This window comes from Coprococcus intestinihominis (genome assembly GCF_040096555.1).
Taxonomy (GTDB): domain Bacteria; phylum Bacillota; class Clostridia; order Lachnospirales; family Lachnospiraceae; genus Coprococcus_A; species Coprococcus_A intestinihominis.
In genome coordinates this window covers 1-12937 of the sequence record NZ_JBBMEK010000075.1, presented here as the reverse complement: position 1 = coordinate 12937, position 12937 = coordinate 1, and the positions used below count along the sequence as shown (strand labels likewise).

Here is a 12937-nt window from a genome sequence, read left to right as displayed (position 1 = left end):
CGTTCCGAAGATCCAGAACGAAGGATGGCTTGACTTTGATGTTGTAGTTGCTACACCGGATATGATGGGTGTTGTTGGTCGTCTTGGTCGTGTACTCGGTCCTAAAGGCTTAATGCCAAACCCAAAAGCTGGTACAGTTACAATGGATGTTACAAAGGCTGTTAATGATATCAAAGCTGGTAAGATCGAATACAGACTGGATAAGACAAACATTATCCACGTACCAGTTGGTAAAGCTTCTTTCACAGAAGAACAGTTAGCGGACAACTTCCATACATTAATGGGCGCAATCGTTAAGGCAAAACCAGCAGCTGCTAAGGGTCAGTACCTGAGAAGTGTAACAATCACATCTACAATGGGCCCTGGTATCAAATTAAACCCAGTTAAACTTGTTTAATTATTTTTAATTTGTTGTGGTTTTTTGATTGACAACCAATATAAATGATGATATAATATCAGAGCAAAACTGCCAAAGACAGTAGGTGCCGTAAGGCATAAGGAGAAAACGCCTACCGAGGGAGATTATAGGTGTTCTTTATGAACTCGACTTATATCAAGACCTCTCTGGGCAGCCGGAGAGGTCTTTTTTGGCGGTACACACGATTATTCTATAAGGAGGTGCACCAATAATGGCAAAAGTAGAAATCAAACAGCCAATCGTTGATGAGATCGCTGGTTATTTAGCAGATGCTCAGGCAATGGTTCTGGTTGACTATCGTGGTCTGACAGTAGAAGAAGATACACAGCTTCGTAAGGCTTTAAGAGAAGCAGGCGTTGATTATAAGGTATACAAGAATACTTTAATCAAACGTGCAGTTAAAGGTACAGTATTTGAAGCTGTAACAGATCTTTGCGAAGGCCCAACAGCTATCGCAACAAGCGCTTCAGATGCAACAGCTCCAGCTAGAGTTTTATATGAAGCAGCTAAGAAAATGCCGAACCTTGAACTTAAGGGCGGTGTTGTAGATGGTACATTCTATGATGAGAAGATGATCCAGGTTATCGCTACAATTCCATCAAGAGAAGTACTGCTCGGAAAATTACTTGGAAGTATCCAGTCCCCTATTACCAACTTTGCTCGTGTTATTAAGCAGATCGCTGAAAGCAAAGAAGAAGTTGCATAAAATCTAAAAACGGAGGTATTTTAAAATGGCAAAATTAACAACAGCTGAATTTATCGAAGCTATTAAAGAGTTATCAGTATTAGAGTTAAATGAATTAGTAAAAGCATGTGAAGAAGAATTTGGTGTATCCGCAGCAGCAGGTGTTGTTGTAGCAGCAGCAGGCGCTGGTGAAGCAGCAGAAGAAAAGACTGAATTCGACGTTGAATTAACAGAAGTTGGCCCTAACAAAGTTAAGGTTATCAAAGTTGTTCGTGAAATCACAGGTCTTGGCCTTAAAGAAGCTAAAGAAGCAGTTGACAGCGCTCCTAAGACACTTAAAGAAGCTGTTAGCAAAGAAGAAGCTGAAGAAATCAAGGCTAAACTTGAAGCTGAAGGCGCTAAAGTTACAGTTAAATAATTGTACTTTTCAATTTGATATGGAAGGCATCTCTTCGGAGGTGCCTTTTGTTGTATGTGTATCCAGCAAAGCTGAACCACACTTGCCGGTGTGAGTCATCATATGGGAAACGTGAGAGGGCATATTTTTTAATAATTCATTGCACTAAAAAGGAGATTTATACACAGATGAAGCAGAGAAAGCCTGGATGCTATATAGCTGCGGTGCTTCTGGCAGGATTAATGCTTGGGGGATGCGGTAATCCGAATGCTAAAGCGAATACGGCAGAATCGGTGTCGGCGAGTGATTCTGAGACAGTGTCTGAATCAGAGGAGATCGTATCGGCAGAAGCAGAGACAGAAAATGGGTTTGAGACAGAAACTGAGACAGAAACTGAAATAGAAGCGGAAACAGATCCGATTGTGATTGTGTTGGATCCTGGACATGATTCGGAGTATTGCACGAGAAATCATCCGGATCTGGGGGTGAATGAGCAGGATCTGAATTTGACGATTGCGCTGGCCTGCAGAGACAGACTGCAGCAGTATCAAGGCGTGGATGTTTATATGACAAGGGAGGATGGCAGCTGCCCGGATGCCGAACATCAGGGAGAGTACTGCATTGAGAAAAGGACAGGATATGCCACGGATTTGGGTGCAGATCTTTTTGTAAGCCTGCATAATAACGGGACAACCGGTGTATACGGGGCAGAAGTCAATGGGACAGAAGTCTATGTGTCGAATTACAGTGCCTATACGGAAGAGGGCAAAAAGCTGGGACAGATGGTGCTGGATAATTTGGCACAGCTTGATCTAAATCCGAGAGGAGTTTTTGTCCGGACAAAAGAGGAAAAAGGACATTATGATGACGGCAGTGTACAGGACTGGTATTATCTCATCAGTTACAGTGTGGAGGGAGGACATCCTGGGATGATCATTGAGCATGCTTATATGGACAATCCACACGACAATGCTATTTTGAAAGACGAGGCGCAGTTGAAGGCAATGGGAACGGCTGATGCAGATGCCATTGCTTCCTATTATAATTTGCAGATAAAGACAAAAACTGAGAATTAATGGAGAGATTCAGAACAAAATTTCCAAAATAATAACGAAAACCTTAAGATTTTGCAGATTGCGCGGGGGAGGAACAGTTCAAATTGACTTTAAAGGGTGAATGGTTTATAATTTGTAATATATATGTAACAAGTTGAGAATGGAGGGGAATGAATGAGCAATACAGAAGATAGAAACGATGAAACCATCAATTTGGATTTAGATGAGCATACATCTGCGGAAGATGCTGATATGGATGTGAATACAGAGGCGAATGCGAATGCAGATGATGATTTTGATTATCTGAAGGAAATAGAAGAGATTGAAGCTCAGGAGAAGGAGCTGGAAGAACAGCGCCAGAAGAAAAAAGAAGAATTAGAAAGACGTCGTGAAGAGCGTGAGAAGGACGAGAAGAAGAGTGCCGCACAGCGCAAACGTGAAATGAAGGAACGTAAGAAAGAGGCAGAATGGCTGGGAGAGCCTTTTGAAGATGACGTTGAAATCGTTCCGACTGCAAAGAAGAAAAAGAGCAAAAAAGGTCTTATTGCAATTGTTATTATTGTGCTGATTGCATTGGCAGGCGGTGCTGCTTTTGCTTACAAGATGCAGGCAGATAAGAAGGAACTGGCTGATTTTTCACAGAAAGTGGCTGCATTCCAGTCTGAGAAACTGGACGGCAGGGATTTTGGTTCCCATCAGTCCTATTTTACAGATTTCATGAAAGAGTGCCAGGATGCGATTGATGCCGGAGACCTCAAGAAGATGGAAGAACTGGACAAGAAATGGAGTGAAGTAGAGAATACTTACACAACCGTTTCCAACGGCAAGACGTCACTGGATGCTTTTGCCTCCGGTATTGATCAGGCACTTTCAACGTATTCCATCACAGATGATTATAAGGCCACATATGAGACATTGAAGAAAGATGTCGAAGCAGCTCAGAAGGACTGTGATTATGAGAAGGTCAGCGATTTCCAGAAACAGCTGGATGCCTTAGCTACGAATCTGAAGTCAGACAATCTGAAAGTAATCCAGAATCTGAAGAATGACATTTCCAGTGTCAGCCTCGACAAGGATTATGTCAGTGCGGATGACCAGAAGAAACTGGATGCCTACAGTACTGAAGTGGAGAAGTACATCAAAGAAGAGAATTATGCACAGGCAGTGACAACACTGAATTCCTGGAAGACAGATGTTACAGCCTTGAAGAAGACCATCGATGACAAGAAGGCGGCAGAGCAGGCGAAGGCAGAGTCAGAGGCTGAGTCGAAGCGTGCAGCTGAATCTAAGGCTGCAGAGTCCAAGGCAGCCGAATCAAAAGCGGCTGAATCCAAGAAGAATCAGACAACTGAGACGAAGAAGGACAGCAGTAAGAAGGACAGCAGTAAGAACAACAGCAGCAGTTCTAACAGCAGTGCATCGTCAGATTATGTTTTGCCGGGCAGCAGCAGTCAGTACCTGTCAGCTTCCGATGTGAAGAATCTTTCCAGCTATCAGCTGATGATCGCACGTAATGAGATTTATGCCCGTCATGGACGTAAGTTCAACGACAGTGAACTTCAGGCTTATTTCAACGGCAAGTCCTGGTATAAGGGCACTGTGAATCCGGAAGATTTTTCTACATCTGTATTTAATGATTATGAAATTAAGAATATTCAGTTAATTCAGTCTTATGAATAACACACAGGAGACTGTCGTACGAAGGAAGGAAAGTGCGGCAGTCTCTTTTTTATGTAAAAAATTAATATACAGAACAGAAACTTGTTGACAGAACTTGAAAATTATGTTAATATATATTACTGCATTATTATGGTATATTAGGCGCATTAGCCTGATAAGCAGATAGAACTTGTTGATTTATCATTCAGGGAGTGAAAAACGTCAATGAATAAAAGCAGAATTAAACCGGTTAAATCAGGTAGAAACATCCGTATGAGCTATTCCCGTCAGAAGGAAGTTCTTGAGATGCCGAATCTCATTGAAGTTCAGAAAAATTCCTACGATTGGTTCCTGAAGAAGGGCCTGAAGGAAGTTTTTGAAGACATTTCTCCAATCACAGACTACAGTGGTCATCTTAGTCTTGAGTTCACAGATTTCAGTTTATGTGAAGAGGAAGCAAAGTATTCCATCGAGGAATGTAAAGAGCGTGATGCAACATATGCGGCACCTTTAAAGGTGAAAGTTCGTTTAATTAATAAAGAAACAGATAGTTTCAGCGAGCATGAGATCTTCATGGGAGATCTGCCGCTGATGACAGCAACAGGTACATTCGTTATCAATGGTGCTGAGCGAGTTATCGTCAGCCAGCTGGTACGTTCCCCTGGTATTTACTATGGTGTGGGTCATGATAAGCTTGGTAAGGAGCTTTACTCCGCAACTGTTATCCCGAACCGTGGTGCATGGCTGGAATATGAGACAGATTCCAACGATATTTACTATGTACGTGTGGACAGAACACGTAAGGTACCTGTTACAGTGCTGATCCGTGCACTGGGTGTTGGTACGAACCAGGAGATCATCGATCTCTTCGGTGAGGAACCAAAGATCATGGCAACACTGTCCAGCAACAAAGATGTATCAGACAGTTACCAGAGCGGTCTGCTTGAATTATACAAGAAGATCCGTCCGGGTGAACCTCTGGCTGTAGAAAGTGCTGAGAGTCTGATCAATGCGATGTTCTTCGATCCTAGAAGATATGATCTGGCTAAGGTTGGCCGTTATAAGTTCAACAAGAAGCTGGCATTGAAGAACCGTATCACAGGTTTTGCACTGGCTGAAGATGTTGTAGATGAGACAACAGGCGAGATTATCGCAGAAGCAGACACAATGGTAACAGAAGATCTGGCTCAGAAGATCCAGAATGCAGGTGTTGCTGCTGTGTATGTTCAGACAGAAGAACGTGTTGAGAAGGTCCTCTCCAACATGATGGTAGAGCTTACTAGTTTTGTGGATGTTGATCCAGAAACACTGGGCATTACTGAGAAGTATGTTTATTATCCGGTTCTTCGTCAGATCCTTGATGAGAACGAAGACATTGAAGATATTAAGGATGCAATTAAGAAGAACGCAGCAGATCTTGTTCCTATGCATATCACAAAGGAAGATATCTTTGCTTCTATCAACTACAACATGCATCTTGAATATGGTGTGGGCAATGCAGATGATATTGACCATTTGGGCAACCGTCGTATCAGAGCTGTCGGCGAGCTGCTTCAGAACCAGTACAGAATCGGCCTTTCCAGAATGGAACGTGTGGTACGTGAACGTATGACAACACAGGATCTGGAAGGTGTTTCTGCACAGTCTCTGATCAATATCAAGCCTGTAACTGCAGCAGTGAAGGAATTCTTCGGAAGCTCCCAGCTGTCACAGTTCATGGATCAGAATAACCCACTTTCCGAGTTAACACATAAGAGACGTCTTTCTGCCCTTGGTCCTGGCGGTCTTTCACGAGACAGAGCCGGTTTCGAAGTTCGAGACGTACATTATACACATTACGGCAGAATGTGTCCTGTCGAGACGCCTGAAGGTCCTAACATCGGTCTGATCAACTCCCTTGCAAGTTTCGCAAGAATCAATCAGTACGGTTTCATCGAGGCACCTTACAGAATCCTTGACAAGACAGATCCTAAGAATCCGCGTGTTACAGATGAGGTTGCTTATCTGACAGCCGATGAAGAAGATAAGTTCAGAGTTGCACAGGCCAATGAGCCAATCGATGAGAACGGTTACTTCGTGAACAAGACAGTTTCCGGTCGTTATCGTGAAGAGACAACATCTTTCCAGCGTTCACAGGTGGATCTGATGGATGTATCTCCTAGAATGGTATTCTCTGTTGCAACATCTATGATTCCTTTCCTGCAGAACGATGATGCGAACCGTGCCCTGATGGGTTCCAACATGCAGCGTCAGGCCGTTCCTTTGATGCTGACTGACTCACCGGTAGTCGGCACAGGTATGGAAGCCAAAGCAGCCGTAGACTCAGGTGTCTGCGTTGTTGCAAAACGCGGCGGTGTTGTAGAGCGCTCCGCATCTAATGAAGTCATTATCAAGGCTGATGACGGTACAAGAGACACTTACAAGCTGCTCAAGTTCTCCGGATCCAACCAGGGTGCATGCTACAACCAGCGTCCGATTGTATTCAGAGGCGACAGAGTAGAAAAAGGCGATGTTCTGGCCGATGGTCCTTCTACATCACAGGGTGAATTAGCCCTTGGTAAGAACCCACTGATCGGTTTCATGACATGGGAAGGCTACAACTTCGAGGATGCCGTTCTGTTAAGTGAACGCCTTGTACAGGAAGATGTTTATACATCTATCCATATTTCCGAATACGAAGCAGAAGCCAGAGATACAAAGCTCGGACCTGAAGAGATCACACGTGATGTACCGGGTGTCGGCGATGATGCGCTGAAGAACCTGGATGAAAGAGGTATCATCCGTGTTGGTGCTGAGGTTCGTGCCGGAGATATCCTTGTTGGTAAGGTTACACCAAAGGGTGAAACAGAGCTGACAGCAGAAGAAAGACTGCTCCGTGCCATCTTTGGTGAGAAAGCACGTGAAGTCAGAGATACATCCCTGAAGGTACCGCATGGTGAATATGGTATCATTCTGGATGCAAAGGTATTTACAAGAGAAAACGGTGATGAATTGTCACCTGGTGTTAATCAGTGTGTACGTGTTTATATTGCACAGAAGAGAAAGATTTCCGTTGGTGATAAGATGGCCGGCCGACATGGTAATAAGGGTGTCGTTTCCCGTATTCTGCCTGTTGAAGATATGCCATTCCTTCCAAACGGTCGTCCGCTTGATATCGTGCTGAACCCTCTGGGCGTGCCTTCACGTATGAATATCGGACAGGTCCTGGAAATCCATCTTGGTCTTGCTGCAAGAGCACTTGGATTCAAGATTGAGACACCTGTATTCAATGGTGCCGATGAAAATGACATCATGGATACACTGGAACTGGCCAATGATTATGTCAATACATCCTGGGAAGAATTCTCCGCGAAGTGGAAAGATACCCTGGATGAAAAAGTATACAATTATCTTGATGAGAACAAGGCTTACAGAGAAGAGTGGAAGGGTGTTCCGATCAGCCGTACAGGTAAGGTTCAGTTAAGAGACGGCCGTACAGGTGAAGAATTCGACAGCCCGGTTACAATCGGTTTCATGCATTATCTGAAACTGCATCATCTGGTTGATGATAAGATCCATGCACGTTCCACAGGTCCTTATGCCCTTGTTACACAGCAGCCTCTTGGTGGTAAAGCTCAGTTCGGCGGACAGCGTTTCGGTGAAATGGAGGTTTGGGCACTGGAAGCATACGGTGCAGCATATACACTTCAGGAAATCCTGACATTCAAGTCCGATGATGTGACAGGTCGTGTGAAAGCATACGAAGCCATCATCAAGGGCGAGAATATTTCCGAGCCGGGTATTCCTGAATCCTTCAAGGTATTGCTCAAAGAGCTGCAGTCACTGGCACTGGATGTCAGAGTCCTTCGTGATGACCAGACAGAAGTTGAACTTGGTGAAACGGTTGATTACGGTGATGACGATTTCAACAGCATCATGCAGGGCGATGGCGGTTTCAGATTTGATACAGAAGAATCCCTTGGCGATTATGTCCACAAACAGCAGACTGTCAACAGTGATGGTGAGTTTGTAGATGTTGAAGATGAGGGCAGTGCCGATGACGATACAGAAGAGTTTTATGGAGAAGATTCTGACAACGAATAGAGAAGGGAGTGCCATTCATGCCAGAAACAGTTAGTAATGAAGCTTATCAGCCAATGACTTTCGACGCCATTAAGATTGGTCTGGCTTCCCCTGAGAAGATCAGACAGTGGTCCCATGGTGAAGTCAAGAAGCCTGAAACGATTAACTATAGAACATTAAAGCCTGAGAAGGATGGTCTGTACTGCGAAAAGATTTTCGGACCTAGCAAGGACTGGGAATGCCATTGCGGTAAGTACAAGAAGATCCGTTACAAAGGCGTAGTCTGCGATCGATGCGGCGTTGAAGTTACAAAATCCAGCGTTCGTCGTGAACGTATGGGCCACATTGAGCTTGCAGCTCCGGTTTCTCATATCTGGTATTTCAAGGGTATCCCTAGCCGTATGGGTCTGATCCTGGATATGACACCGAGAAACCTTGAGAAGGTTCTGTACTTTGCATCCTATGTTGTGCTGGATAAAGGCAGCACAACACTGGAGAACAAGCAGGTATTATCTGAGAAGGAATACCAGGAAGAGTGCAAGAACTTCGGTGAAGACAGTTTCCGTGTAGGTATGGGTGCAGAAGCGATTATGGAGCTTCTGCAGGCCATTGACCTTGAAACAGAGGCTGTTCAGCTCAAGAAAGACCTGAAGACATCTTCAGGCCAGAAACGTGCAAGAATCATCAAACGTCTGGAAGTTGTTGAAGCTTTCAGAAGCTCAGGCAACAAGCCTGAATGGATGATCATGACCGTTATTCCGGTTATTCCTCCGGATATCCGTCCAATGGTACAGTTAGACGGCGGACGTTTTGCAACATCCGATTTAAATGATCTGTACAGACGAATCATTAACAGAAATAACAGACTGAAACGTCTTCTTGAACTGGGCGCACCTGACATTATCGTCAGAAATGAAAAGCGTATGCTTCAGGAAGCGGTTGATGCCCTGATCGATAACGGTCGTCGTGGTCGTCCTGTTACAGGTCCTGGCAACAGAGCGCTGAAATCTCTTTCAGATATGTTAAAAGGTAAACAGGGCCGTTTCCGTCAGAACCTTCTTGGTAAACGTGTTGACTACTCAGGTCGTTCCGTTATCGTTGTTGGTCCTGAACTGAAACTGTATCAGTGCGGTCTGCCGAAGGAAATGGCTATCGAGCTGTTCAAGCCTTTCGTCATGAAAGAACTCGTATCCAGAGGCATTGCACACAACATTAAGTCTGCCAAGAAGATGGTAGAACGTCTTCAGACAGAAGTTTGGGATGTACTGGAAGATGTTATCAAAGAACATCCGGTTATGCTGAACCGTGCACCTACACTGCATCGTCTTGGTATTCAGGCCTTCGAACCTGTACTTGTAGAAGGTAAAGCAATCAAGCTGCATCCGCTGGCTTGTACAGCTTTCAACGCCGATTTCGATGGTGACCAGATGGCTGTCCATGTACCGCTGTTTGTAGAAGCTCAGGCAGAATGCCGTTTCATCCTGCTTTCTCCAAACAACTTGTTGAAACCTTCCGATGGTGCGCCTGTAGCCGTTCCTTCACAGGATATGGTCCTTGGTATCTACTATCTGACACTTGAGAAGCCTGGGGATAAAGGTGAAGGTATGTTCTTCAAGGATGTCAATGAAGCACTCCTTGCTTATGAGAACCACATTATCACACTTCAGGCTCCGATTAAGGTCAGAAGAACAGGTATCGTGGGTGGAGAAGAGGTAACAAGAGTTGTTTCCTCCACACTGGGCCGTTTCATCTTCAATGAAGGTATTCCTCAGGACCTTGGCTATGTAGACAGAGAGAACCGTGATAATGACCTTGTACCGGAGATCAACTTCCTGGTAGCGAAGAAACAGCTGAAACAGATCATTGACAAGTGTATTCATACACATGGTGCAACAAAGACTGCGGAAGTTCTGGACTACATCAAAGCAACAGGTTATAAATATTCAACAATCAGTGCCATCACTGTATCTATTTCAGATATGACAGTGCCTGAAGCTAAGAAAGAGCTTCTTGCAAGTGCTGAAGCAACAATTTCCAAGATTACAGCACAGTACCGTCGTGGCCTTGTTACAGACGAAGAACGTTACAAAGCTGTTATCGAGACATGGAAACAGACAGATGACCAGCTGACAAAGGCTCTGTTGGATGGTCTTGACAAATACAACAACATTTACATGATGGCCGATTCAGGTGCCCGTGGTTCCAACCAGCAGATCAAACAGCTGGCCGGCATGCGTGGTCTGATGGCTGATACATCAGGCCGTATCATCGAGTTGCCGATCAAATCCAACTTCCGTGAAGGTCTTGACGTACTGGAGTACTTCATTTCTGCCCATGGTGCCAGAAAGGGTATGTCCGATACAGCCCTCCGTACAGCCGATTCAGGTTACCTGACACGTCGTCTTGTTGATGTATCCCAGGATCTGATCATTCGTGAAATCGACTGTAGCGAAGATTCAGAGAACATTCCGGGTATGTGGATCGATGCATTCATGGATGGCCGTGAAGTTATCGAAAGTCTGGAAGAACGTATGACTGGTCGTTACGCTGCTGCCGATATCGTAGATCCTGCAACAGGTGAAGTCCTTGTAAAAGCGGATCACATGATCACACCAAAGCGTGCAGCTATGGTTGCAGAAGCAGGCGTGACAAAGGTGAAGATTCGTACAGCACTTTCCTGTCGTTCACATCTTGGTATCTGTGCGAAGTGTTACGGTGCCAACATGGCAACTGGTCAGGTTGTTCAGGTGGGTGAAGCTGTCGGTATTATCGCCGCTCAGTCCATCGGTGAACCTGGTACACAGCTGACAATGCGTACTTTCCATACCGGTGGTGTTGCCGGTGATGATATCACACAGGGTCTTCCTCGTGTCGAAGAACTTTTCGAGGCAAGAAAACCAAAGGGTCTTGCCATCATCGCAGAGTTCGGCGGTACAGTTTCTATCCGCGATACGAAGAAGAAACGTGAAATCGTTATTACAAACGACGAGACAGGTGATTCCAAAGCATACCTCATCCCTTACGGTTCCCGTATCAAGGTTCAGGAGGGACAGGTACTTGAAGCCGGTGATGAACTGACAGAAGGTAGCGTCAACCCACATGATATTCTGAGAATCAAAGGCGTGCGTGCGGTTCAGGATTACATGATCCAGGAAGTACAGCGTGTATATCGTCTGCAGGGTGTTGAAATCAACGATAAGCACGTTGAGGTTATCGTTCGTCAGATGCTGAAGAAGATTCGTATCGAGAACAGCGGAGATACAGAATTTCTGCCTGGTACACTGGTTGACGTCCTTGACTTCGAGGAAATCAACGAGAACCTCAAGGAACTGGGTGAGAGACCGGCTGAAGGTGTCCAGGTTATGCTTGGTATCACAAAGGCTTCTCTGGCTACAAACTCCTTCCTGTCAGCTGCTTCCTTCCAGGAGACAACAAAAGTCCTGACAGAAGCTGCTATTAAGGGTAAGGTTGACCCACTGATCGGTCTGAAAGAAAATGTTCTTCTCGGTAAGCTGATTCCTGCCGGTACAGGTATGAAGCGTTATCGTACAATCAAACTGGATTCAGAAATCGACGAGAATGAAGAACTGACACTGGCCGATGATGACGATGCATATCTTGATCTCAGTGACGGTATCTCAGGTGAAGAAGCAGATGAAGATATGGCTGAACCAGAAGAAACAGCTGTTGAAACTGCACCTGCAGAAGCAGAAGATGATGCATTCGACGGTGAATCTGAAGACGATACAACAGATGAAAACTAATCTGAAAACGAATCGTTATGAAGGTCTTGAACTTTCATTAACATAATACAAGTCTAAGAAGCAGTATGGTTGCTGATCACATCGTATCAAAGGCCATACTGCTTCTTTACTATCTGCGTTCACAAAACAGGCCTTTGCGGGATGACGACAGGCCTGAATCATGGATACGGAGGCGTAAAGGTGAATAAAAAACTGAATGTGAAAGGTTTTTGTATGGATCTGGCCTATGATCTGGTTGGTTCCGTATTGTATGCAGCCGGTATTGTCTGCTTTGTTAATCCGGCGAATATGGCTCCGGGCGGGATGTCCGGTGTGGCCATTTTGTTAAATTATCTTTGGGGACTGCCAATCGGTACCATGACCATTGTGCTGAACATCCCTCTGCTGATTTTGTCCTATATTTTCCTTGGCAAATCTCTGACATGGAAAACAGTGAAATCACTGGTGATCAGCAGTTTAATGGTGGATTTGGTCATGGCCAGATATGCACCGATTTATGCAGGTGACCGAATGATTGGCGGCGTTTTCGGCGGTGTACTGATGGGTGCCGGTCTGGCGATTATTTTCCTGCGGGGTTCCACAACCGGCGGTACGGATATTATTTCTTTCCTTGTGAAGAAGTGGTATCCTCATGTGCCTATCGGCCGAATGATCATGGTGGTGGACTGCATTATCATTGGTGTATCTGTCCTTGTATTCGGCAATCTGGAATCTGCCCTGTATGGTCTGATTTCCCTGTATTGCTGTTCTATGGTCATTGACAGTATTATTTATGGTCTGGACAAAGGCAGTATGGTGATGGTAGTTTCAGAGAAGAATGATGAAATCGCAGCACAGATCATGGATGAACTGGAACGCGGCGTTACCTTGCTGAAAGGCCAGGGAGCCTATACCGGT

Annotated in this window: 7 protein-coding genes, 1 pseudogene and 1 other annotated feature; all 8 genes and pseudogenes read left to right on the top strand. The window is 45.0% G+C overall.

All coding sequences use genetic code 11. The features are described 5' to 3' along the window. A pseudogene (locus tag WMO25_RS07675) lies at positions 1-397 on the top strand (50S ribosomal protein L1); the annotation flags it as partial. A 54-nt stretch (positions 398-451) separates the two neighbouring features. Next, positions 452-598, top strand: a sequence feature (ribosomal protein L10 leader region). A gap of 31 nt (positions 599-629) precedes the next feature. After that, a complete protein-coding gene (gene rplJ / locus WMO25_RS07670) occupies positions 630-1124 on the top strand; it encodes a 50S ribosomal protein L10 (protein WP_015513671.1) in 495 nt (164 codons plus the stop codon). Between the two features lie 25 nt (positions 1125-1149). Further along, positions 1150-1521 carry a 50S ribosomal protein L7/L12 gene (gene rplL, locus WMO25_RS07665; RefSeq protein WP_215689745.1) on the top strand — a complete coding sequence of 124 codons (372 nt, stop codon included), beginning with the start codon at positions 1150-1152 and terminating at the stop codon, positions 1519-1521. Between the two features lie 167 nt (positions 1522-1688). Continuing rightward, entirely contained in the window at positions 1689-2576 is an 888-nt protein-coding gene (locus WMO25_RS07660; protein WP_349084825.1) for an N-acetylmuramoyl-L-alanine amidase family protein, read from the top strand. Between the two features lie 153 nt (positions 2577-2729). Beyond that, a complete protein-coding gene (locus tag WMO25_RS07655; RefSeq protein WP_349084823.1) occupies positions 2730-4235 on the top strand; it encodes a YARHG domain-containing protein in 1506 nt (501 codons plus the stop codon). Positions 4236-4439: 204 nt separating this feature from the next. Continuing rightward, complete coding sequence (gene rpoB, locus WMO25_RS07650; protein WP_015513675.1) at positions 4440-8297, top strand: DNA-directed RNA polymerase subunit beta; 3858 nt, start codon at positions 4440-4442, stop codon at positions 8295-8297. Between the two features lie 17 nt (positions 8298-8314). Next, complete coding sequence (rpoC, locus tag WMO25_RS07645) at positions 8315-12040, top strand: DNA-directed RNA polymerase subunit beta' (RefSeq protein ID WP_349084821.1); 3726 nt, start codon at positions 8315-8317, stop codon at positions 12038-12040. A 180-nt stretch (positions 12041-12220) separates the two neighbouring features. Then, a partial coding sequence (locus tag WMO25_RS07640; RefSeq protein ID WP_349084819.1) for a YitT family protein occupies positions 12221-12937 on the top strand: 717 nt, incomplete at its 3' end.

Excerpts from the sequence above, each read along its gene's own strand:
- rplJ (WP_015513671.1), top strand. The coding sequence starts at position 630 with ATGGCAAAAGTAGAAATCAAACAGCCAATCGTTGATGAGATCGCTGGT.
- rpoB (WP_015513675.1), top strand. The coding sequence starts at position 4,440 with ATGAATAAAAGCAGAATTAAACCGGTTAAATCAGGTAGAAACATCCGT.
- WMO25_RS07660 (WP_349084825.1), top strand. The coding sequence starts at position 1,689 with ATGAAGCAGAGAAAGCCTGGATGCTATATAGCTGCGGTGCTTCTGGCA.
- rpoC (WP_349084821.1), top strand. The coding sequence starts at position 8,315 with ATGCCAGAAACAGTTAGTAATGAAGCTTATCAGCCAATGACTTTCGAC.
- WMO25_RS07655 (WP_349084823.1), top strand. The coding sequence starts at position 2,730 with ATGAGCAATACAGAAGATAGAAACGATGAAACCATCAATTTGGATTTA.
- rplL (WP_215689745.1), top strand. The coding sequence starts at position 1,150 with ATGGCAAAATTAACAACAGCTGAATTTATCGAAGCTATTAAAGAGTTA.